Below are 15998 nucleotides of genomic sequence, written 5' to 3' on the forward strand. Positions count from 1 at the left end.
GACGGTCAGCTGAGCGGCTTGGCGAAGCAGCGGTTCTTCGGCGACCACCGGTAGTGCCCGAAGCTCGGGATCCGGCGGTACCCGGAGGAGAGGTAGAGCGCGATCGCCTCCGGCTGCTCCGATCCGGTCTCCAGCACCATCGCCTCGGCTCCCGACTCCCGGGCGGTCGACTCGAGGTGGGCCAGGACGGTGCGGGCGTGGCCCGCGCCCCTGGCGTGCGCCACGACGAACATCCGCTTGATCTCGGCGGTCACGGTCGTGCCGAAGGCCTCGACGTCGTCCCGCCGACGCCAGGCACCCGAGGCGACCGGCTCCCCGTCGAGGTAGCCCACGAAGAAGCTGCCGGCCGGGGCCTCGAACATCAGCGGGTCGAGGGGGGTGTCGTCGCGGCCGCCGTAGCGGACGACGTACTCCTCCTGGACGGCCTCGATCAGCTGCAGCGCATCGGGATGACCGAAGCCGACGCGGGCGATGACCAGCTCAGGCAAGGGACTGGCCGCACCCAGAGCAGAAGCGGGCGTCGGCGTCGCTGCGGACCCCGCACTGGCGGCAGAAGGGCCCGGCAGCCGGCCGGTCGTCGACGGTCCGGCCCACCCCCGCGACACCCCGGCCGTCGCTGAGGTAGGCGGCGCTGTCCTTGATCACCGGCGAGAGCTCGCCCGACGCGTAACGGGCGGCGACACCCACGTAGCCGGCCTGGGTGAGCCAGCCACCGACCGCGAGCAGGGGGATGGCGACGAAGAACATCCAGAACCTGGTCGGACCCTCGAAGGAGTCGACCGTGCTGAAGAAGTCGATGCCCCCGATCACGAGGGGACCAGCGCCACGGCGATCACGGCAGGTCCCGCGACCCGCAGGAAGGTACGCAGACCCGACTGGTTGGCGAGCCCCGGGTTCGGAACGGTGTTCATGGTCTCCCTCGATTTCGTGGTCGCCCTGCGGCGGGTGCCAGAATAGGCACGGCTGACAGCGTCGTCAGGCAGAGACCCGTACGGACCACCGGAAGGTTGCCCCATGAGCGACGCGCTCCAGATCCCCGACCACCTCAAGCCCGCCGACGGCCGCTTCGGCGCGGGACCGTCGAAGATCCAGACCGGCCACCTCGACGCGCTGGCCGCCACGGGCTCGACCCTGATGGGGACCTCGCACCGCCAGGCGCCGGTCAAGGACACCGTCGGCCGGGTGCGCGAGGGCCTCGCGGACCTCTTCTCCCTGCCCGAGGGCCACCAGGTCGTGCTCGGCAACGGGGGGGCGACCGCCTTCTGGGACGTGGCCTGCTTCGGGCTGATCCGGGAGAAGAGCCAGCACCTCTCCTTCGGCGAGTTCTCCTCGAAGTTCGCGACGTCGGCCACGAAGGCGCCGTGGCTGGCCGACCCGTCGGTCGTGACGAGCGACCCCGGTTCGCGGCCCGACCCGGTCGCCGAGGAGGGCGTCGACGCCTACGCCTGGGCCCACAACGAGACCTCGACCGCCGTGATGGCGCCCGTCGTACGCCCCGAGGGCCTGGCCGACGACGACCTGGTCCTGGTCGACGCCACCTCGGGCGCGGGCGGGCTGCCCGTCGACCTGACCGAGGTCGACGCCTACTACTTCGCCCCCCAGAAGTGCTTCGCCTCCGACGGTGGCCTGTGGGTGGCGGTGCTGTCGCCGCGCGCCCTGGCGCGCGTCGACGAGATCGCCGCGAGCGGCCGCTACGTCCCGCCGTTCTTCGACCTGCCCACCGCGATCGACAACTCCGCCAAGAACCAGACCTACAACACCCCGTCGGTCGCCACCCTGTTCCTGATGGCCGAGCAGCTGGACTGGATGAACGCCCAGGGCGGGCTCAAGGGCATGGTCGAGCGGACCACGGCGTCCTCCGAGGCGCTCTACGGCTGGGCCGAGCGGACGGCGTACACGACGCCGTACGTCGCGGACCCGACGCACCGCTCGCTGGTGATCGGCACCATCGACCTCGACGACGCGATCGACGCCGCCGGGGTGGCGGCCACCCTGCGCAGCAACGGGATCGTCGACACCGAGCCCTACCGCAAGCTCGGCCGCAACCAGCTCCGGATCGCGATGTACCCCGCGATCGACCCGGCCGACGTCGAGGCGCTCACCGCCTGCATCGACTACGTCGTCGAGAACCGCTGACAGATCGGCTCCCCAGGGATAGTCCGTCACGGAACGGTCGCGACGCGCCCGGGTCCACGACCGATTCGTGACGCACTATCTCGCCAAGCGCTGACGGATCGCCTCGTACGTCACGGCGTCGTACGCCACCAGCCGGGCCTCCTCGACCTGCGTCGGGGAGGCCCGCAGCGTCTCCACGGCCACGGCGACCGCGTCGTCCTTGGGCCACCCGTAGATCCCGGCGCTGACGAGCGGGAAGGCGACCGAGCCGGCCCCGAGCTCGTCGGCGACCGCCAGCGCCCGGGCGTAGCAGGACACCAGCAACGCGCGATCGGTCTCACCGGCCCGGTGGTTCGGCCCGACGACGTGGATCACCCAGCGGGCCCGCATCTCCCCCGCCGTCGTCCACCCGGCGTCGCCGGTGGACAGCCCGTCCGGGAACCGGCGGACACAGTCCGCCAGCACCTCCGGCCCGCCCGCCGCGTGGATCGCCCCGTCGACCCCGCCTCCGCCACGCATCGCCCGGTTGGCGGCGTTGACCACCGCATCGACCTGCTGCCGGGTGATGTCGCCGTGGACGACCGTGAGCTCCATGGCTGAGGACTATCGCAGCAGCCGGAGCACCGCGCGCTCCAGCGCGGCCTGGCGCTCGTCCGCGGTGCGGTGGCTCCGGCGGGCGGTCGCGGCGATCGTGCGGCCCTCCTCGTAGGCGTCGACCACGCGAGGGTCGACGTACGACGACTTCGCCAGGGCCGGGGTGTTGCCGAGGAACTCCGCGACCTCCTTCATCGCCGCGGAGACCGCCCGCTTGCGCGAGGCCTTGCTCTCCCCCGGCTCCTCCGACTCCGCGAGCGAGGCGGCCGCCAGCACCGTGGCGTGCCAGGTCCGGAAGTCCTTCGCCGAGTAGTCCTCACCGGTGGCCTCGCGCAGGTAGTCGTTGACGTGGGACGAGTGCAGGTCCCGCCAGCTGCGGCCCTCCTTCCACGCGAGCAGCTGGTCGCCGCCGCGGCGCCGGCGCATCACCTCCAGCGCCCCGATGGCGTGGGGGTCGTCGATGGTGACGGAGTGCTCGACGCCGGACTTGCCCTCGAAGCAGAAGACGAGCGCGTCCCCCTGCCGGCGCACGTGCCGGCGCTGCAGCGTGGTGAGCCCGAAGCTGCCGTTCTGGTCGGCGTAGACGTCGTTGCCGATCCGGAAGTAGCCCAGGTCGAGCAGCCGTACGGCGGTCGCGCAGGCCCGTGCGTGCGGCATCCCCTCGGTGCCGAGGTCGACCAGGATCTGCTCGCGGGCCCGGGACAGCACCTTTCCGAAGCCGAGGACCCTGACGTGCTTCTCGCCGTCCCGCTTGGTCCGCCAGTCGGGGTGGTAGAGGTACTGACGCCGGCCGGCGTCATCGGTGCCCACGGCCTGCAGGTGGCCGTTGGCCAGCGGGCAGATCCACACGTCCCGCCAGGCGGGCGGGATCACCAGGTCGCGGCAGCGCTGGGCGTCCTCGTCGGGCAGCCGGGCTCCGTCGGCATCGAGGTAGACGAAGCCGGAGCCCGCGCGACGACGCGTCCAGCCCGGCCCGTCGCAGGAGGTACGTCGCAGCCGCGGCATGCCCGGGAGCGTACGACGCGGGCGCCGGTCAGGGGCTCACCCCGAAGGAGATCGTCAGCGCGGCCGCAGCGAGCGCAGCAGCACGACGAGCATCACCCCGCCGACCAGGCCGCCGAGCAGCCACGGCCAGGGGTCGCGTCGCGGGGCGGGCTGCGGGGGTGCCTGCTCCGGCGCGGACGGCGACGGTGAGTCCGACGCGTCCGAGGACCGGCCCGGTGCCGGCGCCATCGCGCGCACCAGGTCCGGCGGGAGCGCCACCTCGTGCACCGGCGCGCGCACACCCTCGGAGCTCACCAGCAGCCGATCGTCCTCGGTGACCGCGATGCCCTCACCCTGCTCCGAGGGTGGCAGGGAGACCTCCCCCACGATGCGCAGCGAGGGCCAGGCGAGGACCATCGCCCGGCCGTAGTCGCGCAGCACCAGGTGTCGGCCGTCGGGGAAGAAGGCGCCGTCGGTGACCAACGGCATCACCGCGCCCAGCGACCTCAGGCGGAGCGGGTCCTCGCTGCCGAGGTCCGTCGCGGCCGCCAGCAGCTCGCCGCCGAGGATGCCCTTGGTGGCGACGAGCAGCCGACCGGACCGGGGGTGGACGAGCAGCGCCTCGGCGTCGGTGGGTCCGCCGGGCAGCACCAGGTCGAGGGCCTCTCCCTCGACCGCACGGTCGCCGCGCGCCACGGGCACCCGGGTCACCCGCGTCGTGGCGCGCTCCCCCGCGTTGTCGCCGATGTCGGCGACCCACACCTCGCCCGGCCCGGCGGGTGCCAGCGCCTCGACGTCGACCGGCTCCCCGACCCACCGGGTCACCCCGACGGTCTCGCCGGTGGCCGGGTCGACCACGAAGACGCGGGCCTCGTCCCCGGAGTCGTTGACCGTGACGACGAGGTCGTCGGCGACGACGAGCCCGCTCGACTCGGTGATCTCCGGGTCCGCGAACCGGAACAGCGGGCGGTCGCCTTCCGTCGCCGCGGACGCGCCGATCCCGAAGGGCAGCGCCACCAGCAGCGCCGCCGCGACCTCACGCAGGACCACGTGCCTGCCCCTCCAGCAGCTCGGCGAGGCGCGGCCGGATCTCCCAGTCGCCCACGAGCGCGTCGTACTCCTCGCGGGCGGCGGCGTCGGCGCTCGCCCCGGTCCGGACGGCGCGGAGCAGGGTGTTGCGCGGCGTGTGCCGGCTCTCGACGAATTGCACCACCTCGACCCGGTAGCCCTCCGCCCGCAGCAGGGAGGCGCGCAGGGCGTCGGTCAGGGTGTCGGCGAAGCGCTCCCGCAGGATGCCGTGCCGGGTGAGCATCGCGTACGGCGCCGGCGCGGTGCTGCGCCGCAGCTGGGCGGCGACGTCGTGGTGGCAGCAGGGCGCGGCGAGGACGACCGGAGCACCCCACCCGACCGCGCGGGCCAGCGCCTCGTCGGTGGCGGTGTCGCAGGCGTGGAGCGCGAGCACCACCTCCGGGGCGCGCTGCAGGGTGACACCGGAGATCGACCCCACCACGAAGTCGGCCTCGATGCCGAGGCCCTGCGCGACCTCCGCGTTGTGGCTGCGCGACTGGTCCTTGACGTCGACCCCCGTCAGGCGGACCGGGAGCCCACGGACCTCGGTCAGGAAGCGGTGGGCGGCGAAGGTGAGGTAGGCGTTGCCGCAGCCGAGGTCGACGATCCGGAGCGGGTCCTCGGTGGTCGGGGTGCGCAGGTGGCCCTGGGCGAGCGCGTCGCGGAGGGCGACGTCGAGCAGTCGGAGGAACTCCTCCACCTGGCGGTACTTGGCCTGCCGGCTCGGCTTGACCCGTCCCTCACGGTCGCTGATGCCGAGCGCCACGAGCACCGGGTCGCCGGGCGGCAGCAGTCGCTCCTTGTCACGGTCGTGGTCGCGGTCGACCTCGACCGGGGTCGCCCGTGCCTTGCCGTGAACGAGGGCCTCCCCCTTCTTGGTCACCCGGACCTGCAGGGTCTCGGTGGCGGTCTCCACGTGCCAGTTGCCGAAGGGCTCGGCGAGGAGGTCGGCCACGGCCGCGGTGGCCGGATCGCCGACGAGGTGGTTGGCGGTGTGGGCCTGGGTGTCGTCGTACGCCGTCACCTGGAGGTGCCGGCCGGCCTTCAGGTCGACCGGGCGGAGCTCGACGCGTCGCCACCGCGGGCGGGCGCCCTTCCGGCGGCCGGAGGCCACGGCCCGGACCAGGCCGTCGGTGTCGAGAAGGGCTCCCCGGACCCGGTCGAGGGCGTCGATCAGCGAGCGGGTCATCGCCACAGCGCCGCGACGACGACCACGAGCAGGAGCCCGGCCAGCGCCACGGGGATGACGAGGCGGCGGTGGCGGGGATTCACCCACCGATCGTAACGAGGGAGTCCCCGCCGAACCTCATCCGCCGGCGGAGCGCCACAGCTCCACGAGGTGCACCGCCCGGACCTGCGCCAGGTCGTCGAGCTGGTGGCGGCACGACAGCCCGTCGGCGAGCACGACCGCCTCCTTGCCGCGCGCGCGCACCGCCGGCAGCAGGTGGGTCTCGGCGACGGCGACCGAGACGTCGTAGTGACCGCGCTCCATCCCGAAGTTGCCGGCCAGGCCGCAGCACCCCTGCACCCGGGTCACGGTGGCGCCGGCCCGGCGCAGCAGCCGCTCGTCGGCGTCCCAGCCGAGCACCGAGGCGTGGTGGCAGTGCGGCTGGGCCACGACCTCCCGGCCCCGGAGGTCGGGCACCGGCAGCGCGAGGCGCTCGACCAGCTCCGCGAAGGTCAGCAGGCCACGGGCGACCGACACCGCCCGCGGGTCGTCGGTCAGCTCGACGGCGTCGGTGCGCATCGTGGCCAGGCACGACGGCTCCAGCCCCACGACCGGCACGCCGCTGTCGACGTACGGCGCCAGCGTCGCGACGGTCCGGCCCACGATCTCGCGCGCCCGGTCGAGCTGGCCGGTGGTGACCCACGTCAACCCGCAGCAGGCCGGCTCCGGAACCACCCGCGCGCGCAGCCCGGCGGCGGCGAGCACGTCGACCGCCGCCTGGGCGATGCCCGGCCCGAAGTGGTCGGTGAACGTGTCGGCCCACAGCCACACGTCGGGAGCCGGTCCGTCGGCCGGCCGGGCGAGGCGGTGCGGCGCGAGCCGCGGCAGCGTGCGCCGTCGGTCGACGCCCGCGGCGACCTTCGCCACCGCGGCAGCAGGTCGGGCACCTGCCAGCCGCCGGGCCCAGTCGGGCGTCCGGGCCAGCCACTGCGGCAGCCGCCCGAGCGTGTAGTGGGTGAGCGGGCGGCGGCGGCCGGCGTACTGCTGGTGGAGCACCTCGGCCTTGTACGTCGCCATGTCCACCCCGGTCGGGCAGTCGGCCACGCAGCCCTTGCAGGAGAGGCAGAGGTCGAGCGCCTCGGTGACCGCCGGGTCGCGGAGCCCGTCGACGAGGGAGCCGTCGAGCGCCTCCTGCAGCACCCGGGCGCGGCCGCGGGTCGCGTCCTTCTCCTCACCGGTCGCGAGCCACGACGGGCACATCACCCCGGTCGAGCGGGTCGCGACGCAGGCTCCGACGCCGGTGCAGCGGTGGACCGCGGCGCCGAGGGAGTCGTCGTGGACCAGCCGCAGCGCGGTCCGGAGCGGAGCGACCGGGCGCGCCGGCCACAGGTCGGCGTCCACGGGCGCGGGGTCGACGAGCACGCCCGGGTTGAGCACGCCGCCCGGGTCGCAGATCGCCTTGACCTCGCGGAAGAGCGCCATCGACTGCTCGTCGTACATCAGCGGCAGCAGCTCGGAGCGGGCACGCCCGTCACCGTGCTCACCGGAGAGCGAGCCGCCGTACGAAGTCAGCGCGGTCGCCGAGGCCGTGAGGAAGTCGCGGAACCGCCGGCGACCGGCCTCGTCGAACTCGAAGTCGATCCGGGCATGGACGCACCCGTCGCCGAAGTGTCCGTAGGGCACGGTCTCGAGGTCGAACTCGGCGAGCAGCCGCTCGAAGTCGCGCAGCCAGGCACCGAGGTGCTCCGGGGGTACGGCGGCGTCCTCCCAGCCGGCGTGCGCCGGGCGCGACAGGCTGCGAGAGGCCAGCCCGGCCCCTGCCTCGCGGATCCTCCACAGCGCCGCAGCCTCGTCCGGGTCCGCCACGGACCGGCGGGCGAGCTCTCCCACGTCGGGGACCTCGCCCCCACCGGCCACCTCGACGAACAGCCAGCCGCCACCTCGCGGCAGCTCGGGGACCGGCCGCCCGGCAGCCCGCACCAGGTCGACGATCCGCGCGTCCAGCCCCTCGCAGGCCACCAGTCGCAGGCCCGCGCCGAGCAGCGCCGGCACCGCGTCCGCGGCCTCGGCCATCGTCGGGAAGCCGAGGACGACCAGCCGCCGTGGCTCCTCGGGGACCAGGGTCACCGTCGCCTCGAGCACGACGCCGAGGGTGCCCTCCGAGCCGACGAGGAAGCGGTCGAGGCGGCGGCCGTTCTCGGGGAGCAGGTGCTCCAGCGCGTACCCGCTCACCTGCCGGCTGAAGCGCCCGAAGCCGGTCCGGACGTGGGCGAGGTGGCGGTCGGCGAGCGCGGTGAGCCGCCCCTCGACGTCGTCGTCGGCCCCCCACGCCACGTCGAGCCCGGCGACGTTGTCGCTGGTCCGCCCGTAGCCGAGCGCCCGCGAGCCGCAGGCGTTGTTGCCGATCATCCCGCCGATGGTGCAGCGCGGGTGGGTGGACGGGTCCGGGCCGAACCGCAGCCCGTGGGGGGCGGCGGCCCGCTGCAGCGAGGCGTGCACGACTCCCGGCTGCACCCGCGCGGTCCGTGCGTCCGGGTCGATCGAGAGCACCCGGTCGAGGTGGCGCCGCGTGTCGACGACCAGCCCGGGGCCGACGGCGTTGCCCGCGATGGAGGTCCCGGCCCCGCGCATCGTGAGGGGTACGCCGGTCTCGCGCGCGACGGACAGGCAGGCCCGGAGCTCGTCGGCGTGGCGCGGCCGCGCCACCGCCTGCGGGACGACCCGGTAGAGCGAGGCGTCCGAGGAGTGCAGCGCCCGGTCCAGGACGGAGTCGGACACGTCGGTCACGCCCTCGCGGCGCAGCGCGGCGAGCAGGTCGCCGGGCGGGACGCTCACGCGGTGCGACCGCCGGCGGGTCGCCGACTCACCACAGCTCCATCGAGTCGCGGAACACCCCGGCCAGGTCCTCGCCGGTCACGTCGCGCGGAGCGGTCGCGAGCAGCCGCTGCTGCTTGAGGGCGCCCTCGACCAGGTCGTCGACGTCGGCGACGCCGAAGCCCACCTCCGCCAGCCCGTTGGGCAGCCCGACATCACGCATCAAGGTGGCCAGCACGCTCGCGAGCACCTCCGGGCCGTCGCCGGAGACGTCGGGGTCGAGCAGCCGGGCCGCGCGCAGGTGCCGATCCGGCGAGGAGTCGAAGGTGAACCGGAAGGCGGCCGGAGCGGTCAGCGAGACCGCCATCCCGTGGGGCACGATCGGCTTGCCGTCGGGGTAGCCCGCGGGCCGGTAGTCGCGGACCCGCCCGGCGACGGGATAGGCGTTGGCGTGCGGGATGTGGACGCCGGCGTTGCCGAACCCCAGCCCGGCGAAGGTGGCGGCGAGCGCCATCTGCTCGCGGGCCGCCCGGTCCGACCCGTCGCGGACGGCGCTGCGGAACGCCCCGGCGACCAGCGACAGCGCCTTCTCGGACCAGAGGTCGGCGATCGGGTTGGCGCCGCAGTAGGGCACCCGTTCGCCGGGCTGCTTGGCCGGGAAGTCGGCGTACCAGCGGGCGGTGTAGCTCTCGAGCGCGTGGCACAGGATGTCCATGCCGGCCGCCGCGGTCACCATCGCCGGCTGCGTGAGCGTGAGGTCCGGGTCGACCACGGCGCGGGTCGGGCGCAGCGCGACGTGGCTGATGCCGGTCTTGACCTGCTGGGCGAGGACGTCCAGGACGCAGATGGTGGTCGACTCGCTGCCGGTCCCCGTCGTCGTCGGCACCGCCACCAGTGGCAGCAGCGGCTCGCTGGGCGCGCGGCCACCGCCGACGGGCGGGTTGACGTAGTCGAGCAGCTCGCCGGGGTTGGTCGTCAGCAGGTTGACCGCCTTGGCGGTGTCGATCGCGGACCCGCCACCCACCGCGACGATCGCGTCGAGGGGACCGGCACCGCGCGCGAAGCCGATGGCCTGCTCGAGCGAGGCGTCGGTCGGCTCGACCGCCGCTCCGTCGTACGTCGTCACGTCGATGCCCTGCGCCGCGACCTGGTCCGCGATGCGAGCCGGGTGGCCGGTGGCCGCGACGCCCGGGTCGGTCACCAGCAGCACGCGCCGGGCACCCGAGGCAGCCAGGTCGTGGCCGATCTCGCCCGACGCGCCGGGTCCGAACGTGAGGCCGGGTGCGGCGTAGGTGAAGACGGTCTCGGTCATGTCACCTCCAGGACGTGGGTCACGGCGTCGTGGACGGGGACCGTCCCCGACTCGATGTCCGCCACCGGGATCCAGGCGACCGCGTCCGTGGTCCCGTCCAGCTCCACGAGCCGCGGTTCGACGTCGGCGGGCACGTCGGCGGAGAAGATCAGGGCGATGCTGTGGAAGTCCTCGAACCGCCCGCGAGGGGCGGTGCCCGAGAAGTGCTCGTCGAACAGGGTCACCAACGGGCCGACCCGCGCCTCGACCCCGCACTCCTCGCGGATCTCGCGGACGAGCGCATCCTGTGGCCTCTCGCCGTGCCTGACCCCGCCGCCGGGGAGGCTCCACCTCCCGGAGTGGTAGCCCCGCGACGAGACCCGGGTCAGCAGGACCTCCTCACCCCGTCGTACCAGTCCGTAGGCGGCGACGCGCTGCAGCCGGAACGGGCGGTGGTCGGCGAGCGCCTCGACGACCAGCGGTGAGACCGGCAGGGCCCCGGACAGGACGGACGCCAGCGGGTGCCAGGCGGCCTCGCTGGTCGAGCCGTCGACCTCGACCACGCGGGGCTCGGGCGAACCGGGGGCGACCCAGCCGTCGTAGACGATCCGGACCGCGTGCGCGTCGACCCGGCGACCGTTGCGCCAGGCCGAGGGCAGGTGGGCGGAGTAGACCCGCGCGGTGTCGCTCACGGTCGCGTCGAGGCCGGTCTCCTCGTGGATCTCGCGGATCACCGCGTCCCGCGGGTCCTCACCGTGGTCGAGCCCGCCACCGGGAAGCGTCCACAGCTCCTCCTGGGTGACGAGCGGCGACAACCTGCTGAGCAGGATCTGGTCGTCGCGGACGATGACGGCGTACGCCGCCACACGCTGTCGCTTCGGAGTGCTGGCCATCGCGGTCCAACCTAGTGGTCGGCCGGGCGCCGGGGTGGGACCGGCGGGCCCCAGGACGCCACGATCGCCGCGCGCGGCACGACGTCGAGGTCCAGCGCCTCGCGCCGGTCAGGGGCGTGGCCGCCCAGGTGTGCCGGGTACCACGGGGCGTGCTCGCCGGGCTGCGGCCGCAGGTGCGGCCTGGCCTGCAGCTCCTCCAGCAGCTCGGTCAGCTCGACGCCGAGCCGGGTCGTCCAGTCGACGAGGTCACCGTCCGCCGGCACCGTGAAGGGAGTCCCGAGCCGCAGGTCGTTGCGCCGCCCGCGCGTCAGGCTGGGTCGCGGCTTCCGCCCGGCCACCGGGCGCCCGACGCTCCACACGCGCTGGATCCCCCACTGCGACGCCGGCACCACCGGGGCGCCGGTCTCCCGCGCCAGCGCGACCGCGCCCGGCATCAGCGACCGCACGGTGTAGGACCACGAGATCCCGGCCTCCGGGAAGATCCCGACGACCTCGCCCTCGCGGAGCAGCCGCCGCGCCATCACGTAGGCCGCCGCCGGGGCCTCCCGGTCGACCGGCACGTGCCGCATGCCGGTCATCGCGGCGCGCACGCCGGGCGTGTTCCAGACGTCGTGCCGGGTCAGGAACCGGATGCTGCGACCCCGCTTCCGACCGGCGGCCGCGAGCGTCATGAAGTCGGGGTAGGCCACGTGGGTGGCGGCCACGATCGCCGGACCGGACGACGGGAGGTTGTCGAGGCCCTCCATCTCGGTCCGCAGCCCCAGCGCCCCGAGCGCGACGCGGCCGAGCGCGACGGTCGCGTCGTACCAGGGATCACGGAATCGCACCCGCGCATTCAACCGTGGTCGGCCCGCCGCCCGCGCATCGACGTCCCGGCGAGCCGAACGGGCTCAGGGCACCGGCAGCAAGCGACACCAGCGCCGCGACCTGACCGGCCCTCGCCTCACGGGAGCAACGAGCCCGTCCGGTAGGCCCGACCGATCAGCGAGACCAGCTGGGCGACGGCGTCCTCGTTGGGGGCGAACGGGCCCGGCCGGAAGTGCGGGCTGGCCAGCCCGCGCTGCACCGACTCGCAGGCCGCCCAGTCCTGCCGGTTGGTGACGTCCCAGAACTCCACGGCCGCGGCCGCGGCCGGCGCGGTCCCGTCCGTCCCCGGCACGACCAGCCACGAGCACTCCACCCAGGTCCGGTCCGGCGCCAGCGGCACCAGCCGGTGGGTCATCACGTAGTCGGGGTGCGCCGAGACGAGCAGGTTCGGCAGCAGGTGGAGGTACTCGACCCGGTCGGCCGGCGCCCCCGGGATCGGCGCCGCAGCCAGCTCGCCGGTCATCGACATCGTGGCCATGCCGTCACGCAGGTCCATGGAGCCGCCGACCCACGCTCCGGGCAGGTCGTAGTTGTCCCCCGAGTCGGGCGGGCTCACCTGGCACAGCTCGGGGTGGATCAGCGGGCAGTGGTAGCACTCGTGGTAGTTCTCCGCGATCGCCTTCCAGTTCGCCGCCACCTCGTAGGTGTGGCGATCGGCCACCACGAGCGACGCCGGGTCGTACGGCGCCACCAGGGGGGCCAGGTCGCCGACGTAGGTGTCGAAGTCGGGCACCTCGAGGCTCCCCACGGCGTGGAGCGCGTGGGCGAACACCCACCCGTGCCACTCCCGGACCGGCAGCTCGACGAGCCCGTGGTCGTCGGCGTCGAAGCGCTCGTCGTCGCGGAAACCCTTGGCGCCGATCAGTCGGCCGTCGAAGTCGTAGGTCCAGGCGTGGTACGGGCACAGGATGCTCCGCCGCTCCGACCCCTGCCCCTCGGGCAGCAGCTCGTGGCCGCGGTGCCGGCACGTGTTGGCGTACATCCGCAGCCGGTCGCCGGTGCGGACGACGAGGCAGGCGACGTCACCGACGGCGACCGCCTGTTGCGTCAGCCGCTCCCGGTCGGTCGGGAACAGGTCCGCGCGCCGGCCCAGGCAGGTCCAGCCCCCGGCGAACAGGTGGCGCCGCTCCCAGTCGAGCACCTGCTCGGTCGTGTAGGCGACGGCCGGCATCATCAGCACCGGCTCCCCGTCGGTCGGGGCAGCACTCCGGAGCTGCTCCAGGGCGTCGGTGAGGGTCATCGGGTGCTCCTTCCTGTGGCTAGGCTGCGCGGGTGGGGCTGACGGGCGACGGACCGGACCGGGGCGGGGTGACGGCGCCGCGACGGCGCCGCAGCGTCGACCTGCGGCGCGACGAGATCCTCGCCGCGACCAGCGGCATCGTCGACCGGATCGGCCTGGCGGCCACCCGGGTGACCGACGTCGCCCAGGCCCTCGGGGTCAGTCCGAGCCTGGTGTTCTACCACTTCGGCACCAAGGACGCGCTGGTCGTCGAGACGTTCGCGTACGCCGTCGAGCGCGACCTGGCCCGGCTCGACGCGGCCGTGGCCAGGGGCACCGACCCGGTCGACCGGCTGCGCCGGGCGCTGCGGGCGTACGGGCCCACGGGCCCGGCGGCAGGCTGGCGGATCTGGATCGACGCGTGGGCGCTCGCCCAGCGCGAGCCCGGCATCCGTACCGCGCTCCGCCGGCTCGACGACCGCTGGTGCACGGTGCTGCGCGGGATCGTGGACGAGGGCGTGGCGCAGGGGGTGTTCGTGTGTCCCGACCCGGCGGCCTCCGTGGCGCGGGTGTCGGCGCTGCTCGACGGGCTGTCCGTCGCGACGCTGGTCTACCGCAGCGTCACCCGGGCGCAGCTGCGTCGCTGGGTGGCCGAGGCGGTCGCCACCGAGGTGGGGCTGGACCCCGCCCTGCTGGCCTGAGCCGGTTGCCGCGCGCACCTCACACCAGCCAGTGTGCTGCGTAGTCGGGGTCGGCCAGCCCGGGCCGGTCGATCCGGAACGCCGCCACGTCGCTGGGGGTCGAGCCGTCGGCGGCGAGGTCGGCCAGCAGCCGCCCGAAGGTCGGGGCGAACTTGAACGCGTGGGCGGCACCCAGCCCGACGACCACCTGCGGGTGGTCGGGCAGCGGGGCGAGCACGAAGTCCCGGTCGGGGGTCAGGGTGTACTGGCAGCGCAGCGACCGCACCGGCGGCCCGCTGCCGGGGAGGATGTCGGCGAGGTGCGCGGCGAGCCGCGCCTGCATCGCAGGGTCCACCTCGGAGGTGCGGTGGTCCGGGTCGACGGCTGGCCCGCCGCAGTCCTGGGCGGCCTTGACGGTGGGCTCCCCGTAGGTGGGAAAACCGTAGTAGCACGGGTCGTCCATCCAGATCCACAGCGGCAGCACGGCCGGGTCGAAGTCGACCGGCCGCTCGGGGCGGAAGTAGGTGACCTGCTCGAGCGTCACCTCCAGCGGGATGCTCGTGCCGAGGTGGCCCAGGACGTCGTTGACCCACGCGTCGGCGCAGACCACCAGCCCCCGGGCCCGCAGCACGCCGTGGGGTGTGGTGACCTCCACCCCGTCACCCACCACCCGGACCCCGGCCACGGGGCTCAGCTCGCGCAGGTCGGCCCCGTGGCGCCGCGCCAGGTCCTGCATCGCCCGCGTGCCCCGGGCCGCGGGGACGATGGCCGCGTCGGCCTGGTGGAGCGCGACGGTCCCGTCGGGGAGCCGGAACTGCGGCCAGCGGCGCGTCACCTCGGCGGCCTCCAGCAGCTCGTGGGCGATGCCGACGTCGCTGAGGGAGGCGGTGTAGTCGACCAGCGGGATCGCCGGGTCCGGCGGGAAGAGGTCGAGCCCGCCCACCCGGGTCACCAGGGACTCGCGGCTCTCCGCCTCGAGCAGCGCCCAGTCGGCGTACGCCTCCTGCGTCAGCCGGACGTACGCCGGGGTGTGATAGCTGTGCCGCAGGATCCGGCTCGTGTCGTGGCTCGCCCCGCGGGAGTGCCCGAGCTCGAACCGCTCGAGCCCGACGACCCGGTGGCCCCGGCGGGCGAGCTGCCACGCGGCCGCGCTCCCGAGCGCCCCCAGCCCGGCGACGACGAAGTCGACCTGCTCAGCCATCGCGCCGCCCCAACCTCGGCAGCAGCCAGCGCCGGATGTCGAGCGACTCGTCCTCCATCGGCGCGAACCAGCCGTGGCGGTAGCTCCGGGACGACATGCCGCGCTGCACCGACTCGCAGACCGCCCAGTCCTGGCGGTTGACGAGGTCCCAGAGCTCGCCGGCGTCGGAGGGGTCGAAGCCGGGGTCCTCCACCTCGTCGCGGGCGAACAGCAACGAGCACTCGACCGTGGTGCGGGCGGGGCCGTGCGGCAGCAGCACGAACGCCGCGACGTGGTCGGCCGACGCCGAGAGCATGAGGTTCGGATAGACCAGCTCGCCCTTGTGGCGGGTCCGCTCGGCCTCGGTCAGCCCCGGCAGCGGCGCCCGTGCGGTGGTCCCCGTCGTCGTGAAGGTCCAGGCGCCCTCGCGGTGCGGCACGCCCTCCTCCCAGTCCAGGTCGCTGCCGCCGCCCGCGAAGGACGGCACCAACCGGCAGAGCTCCGGGTGGACCGGGCCGCAGTGGTAGCACTCGTTGTAGTTCTCCAGCAGCACCTTGTAGTTGGCGGCCACCTCGTAGTGGAACGAGGCCCCCACGACCAGGGCGTCGAGCGCGTAGTTGGCCAGCGTCGCCTGCGCCCGGGCCACCGAGGGCTCGAGCGGCTCGGCCGCCTCGGGGGTGAGGTGGACGAACACGAAGCCGCCCCACGTGGCCACGGCGACCGGGTTCAGGGAGAACGCCGTGGGGTCGTCGACCTCGGCGTGCGGAGCCCGCAGCAGCCGGCCGTCGAGCCCGTAGGTCCAGGAGTGGTACGGGCAGCGCAGCGCCCCCACCGAGCACGCGGGGGCGGCGGGGTCGAGCAGCTGCGAGCCGCGGTGGCGGCAGACGTTGTACGCGGCACGGAGCTCGCCCGTGTCGTCGCAGGTGAGCACCACCGACTCGCCGGCGACGTCGACCGCGACCGCCTGGGAGGTCGCGAGGCGGTCGGCCCGACCGACGCAGAACCACTCCGCGAACAGCACGGCCTCGCGTTCCGCGGCCCAGGCGGCGTCGTCGACGTACAGCTCCCGCGGCAGCGCTGCTTCCAGACCCACCCGACCTCCTCGGTCGACGCGTTGCTGACTCA

15 protein-coding genes are annotated in these 15998 nt (G+C 74.4%); 2 read left to right on the forward strand and 13 right to left on the reverse strand.

Features of this window, described 5'->3' with window-relative positions:
- Positions 1-5 precede the first annotated feature (5 nt).
- Both EXE57_RS08960 and EXE57_RS08965 read right to left on the reverse strand, forming a co-directional pair.
- Positions 6-488, reverse strand: a complete 483-nt coding sequence (locus EXE57_RS08960) for a GNAT family N-acetyltransferase (protein ID WP_244247052.1) — start codon at positions 486-488, stop codon at positions 6-8.
- Positions 481-810: a zinc ribbon domain-containing protein gene (locus EXE57_RS08965; RefSeq protein WP_135076596.1), complete on the reverse strand. Its 330-nt coding sequence runs from the start codon at positions 808-810 to the stop codon at positions 481-483. The genes EXE57_RS08960 and EXE57_RS08965 overlap by 8 nt, the downstream gene beginning before the upstream one ends.
- A gap of 204 nt (positions 811-1014) precedes the next feature.
- Here EXE57_RS08965 and serC point away from each other — a divergent pair, with 204 nt between their 5' ends.
- Complete coding sequence (gene serC / locus EXE57_RS08970; RefSeq protein ID WP_135076599.1) at positions 1015-2136, forward strand: phosphoserine transaminase; 1122 nt, start codon at positions 1015-1017, stop codon at positions 2134-2136.
- Between the two features lie 75 nt (positions 2137-2211).
- Here serC and EXE57_RS08975 read toward each other — a convergent pair whose 3' ends face one another.
- The 9 genes from EXE57_RS08975 to EXE57_RS09015 all read right to left on the reverse strand — a co-directional run bounded on the left by EXE57_RS08975 (position 2212) and on the right by EXE57_RS09015 (position 13034).
- Positions 2212-2709 carry an O-acetyl-ADP-ribose deacetylase gene (locus EXE57_RS08975; protein ID WP_135076602.1) on the reverse strand — a complete coding sequence of 166 codons (498 nt, stop codon included), beginning with the start codon at positions 2707-2709 and terminating at the stop codon, positions 2212-2214.
- A 9-nt stretch (positions 2710-2718) separates the two neighbouring features.
- Positions 2719-3714, reverse strand: a complete 996-nt coding sequence (locus EXE57_RS08980; protein WP_135076605.1) for a DNA topoisomerase IB — start codon at positions 3712-3714, stop codon at positions 2719-2721.
- A 54-nt stretch (positions 3715-3768) separates the two neighbouring features.
- On the reverse strand, positions 3769-4743 hold the full coding sequence (locus EXE57_RS08985) for a WD40 repeat domain-containing protein (RefSeq protein WP_135076608.1): 975 nt from the start codon (positions 4741-4743) through the stop codon (positions 3769-3771).
- Positions 4730-5950, reverse strand: coding sequence for a class I SAM-dependent methyltransferase (locus tag EXE57_RS08990; protein WP_135076611.1), 1221 nt, complete (start codon positions 5948-5950; stop codon positions 4730-4732). The genes EXE57_RS08985 and EXE57_RS08990 overlap by 14 nt, the downstream gene beginning before the upstream one ends.
- A 117-nt stretch (positions 5951-6067) precedes the next feature.
- Positions 6068-8764, reverse strand: a complete 2697-nt coding sequence (locus EXE57_RS08995; protein WP_135076614.1) for an FAD-binding and (Fe-S)-binding domain-containing protein — start codon at positions 8762-8764, stop codon at positions 6068-6070.
- 28 nt (positions 8765-8792) lie between these two features.
- Positions 8793-10055: a hydroxyacid-oxoacid transhydrogenase gene (locus tag EXE57_RS09000; RefSeq protein ID WP_135076617.1), complete on the reverse strand. Its 1263-nt coding sequence runs from the start codon at positions 10053-10055 to the stop codon at positions 8793-8795.
- On the reverse strand, positions 10052-10927 hold the full coding sequence (locus tag EXE57_RS09005) for an NUDIX hydrolase (protein ID WP_135076620.1): 876 nt from the start codon (positions 10925-10927) through the stop codon (positions 10052-10054). Before EXE57_RS09005 ends, EXE57_RS09000 begins: the two co-directional genes overlap by 4 nt.
- Positions 10928-10938: 11 nt before the next feature.
- Entirely contained in the window at positions 10939-11754 is an 816-nt protein-coding gene (locus tag EXE57_RS09010; protein ID WP_135076623.1) for a lysophospholipid acyltransferase family protein, read from the reverse strand.
- Positions 11755-11870: 116 nt separating this feature from the next.
- Entirely contained in the window at positions 11871-13034 is a 1164-nt protein-coding gene (locus EXE57_RS09015; RefSeq protein WP_135076626.1) for an aromatic ring-hydroxylating oxygenase subunit alpha, read from the reverse strand.
- A 32-nt stretch (positions 13035-13066) separates the two neighbouring features.
- Here EXE57_RS09015 and EXE57_RS09020 point away from each other — a divergent pair, with 32 nt between their 5' ends.
- Positions 13067-13714 (forward strand): TetR/AcrR family transcriptional regulator, encoded by a 648-nt coding sequence (locus tag EXE57_RS09020; RefSeq protein WP_208543023.1) that lies wholly within the window; start codon positions 13067-13069, stop codon positions 13712-13714.
- Between the two features lie 19 nt (positions 13715-13733).
- Here the strand turns inward: EXE57_RS09020 and solA are convergent, their stop codons facing one another.
- Both solA and EXE57_RS09030 read right to left on the reverse strand, forming a co-directional pair.
- The gene (solA, locus tag EXE57_RS09025; RefSeq protein ID WP_135076629.1) at positions 13734-14894 is read right to left on the reverse strand and encodes an N-methyl-L-tryptophan oxidase; all 1161 of its coding nucleotides are present in this window, start codon (positions 14892-14894) and stop codon (positions 13734-13736) included.
- A complete protein-coding gene (locus EXE57_RS09030) occupies positions 14887-15966 on the reverse strand; it encodes an aromatic ring-hydroxylating oxygenase subunit alpha (protein WP_208543024.1) in 1080 nt (359 codons plus the stop codon). The genes solA and EXE57_RS09030 overlap by 8 nt, the downstream gene beginning before the upstream one ends.
- Positions 15967-15998 lie beyond the last annotated feature (32 nt).

It is taken from the genome of Nocardioides euryhalodurans, from assembly GCF_004564375.1.
GTDB lineage: Bacteria > Actinomycetota > Actinomycetes > Propionibacteriales > Nocardioidaceae > Nocardioides > Nocardioides euryhalodurans.

What these genes read in the sequence shown, in the direction of transcription:
- EXE57_RS09005 (WP_135076620.1), bottom strand. Translation starts at nt 10,927, where the DNA reads ATGGCCAGCACTCCGAAGCGACAGCGTGTGGCGGCGTACGCCGTCATC.
- serC (WP_135076599.1), top strand. Translation starts at nt 1,015, where the DNA reads ATGAGCGACGCGCTCCAGATCCCCGACCACCTCAAGCCCGCCGACGGC.
- solA (WP_135076629.1), bottom strand. Translation starts at nt 14,894, where the DNA reads ATGGCTGAGCAGGTCGACTTCGTCGTCGCCGGGCTGGGGGCGCTCGGG.
- EXE57_RS08990 (WP_135076611.1), bottom strand. Translation starts at nt 5,950, where the DNA reads ATGACCCGCTCGCTGATCGACGCCCTCGACCGGGTCCGGGGAGCCCTT.
- EXE57_RS09000 (WP_135076617.1), bottom strand. Translation starts at nt 10,055, where the DNA reads ATGACCGAGACCGTCTTCACCTACGCCGCACCCGGCCTCACGTTCGGA.
- EXE57_RS08975 (WP_135076602.1), bottom strand. Translation starts at nt 2,709, where the DNA reads ATGGAGCTCACGGTCGTCCACGGCGACATCACCCGGCAGCAGGTCGAT.
- EXE57_RS08980 (WP_135076605.1), bottom strand. Translation starts at nt 3,714, where the DNA reads ATGCCGCGGCTGCGACGTACCTCCTGCGACGGGCCGGGCTGGACGCGT.
- EXE57_RS09015 (WP_135076626.1), bottom strand. Translation starts at nt 13,034, where the DNA reads ATGACCCTCACCGACGCCCTGGAGCAGCTCCGGAGTGCTGCCCCGACC.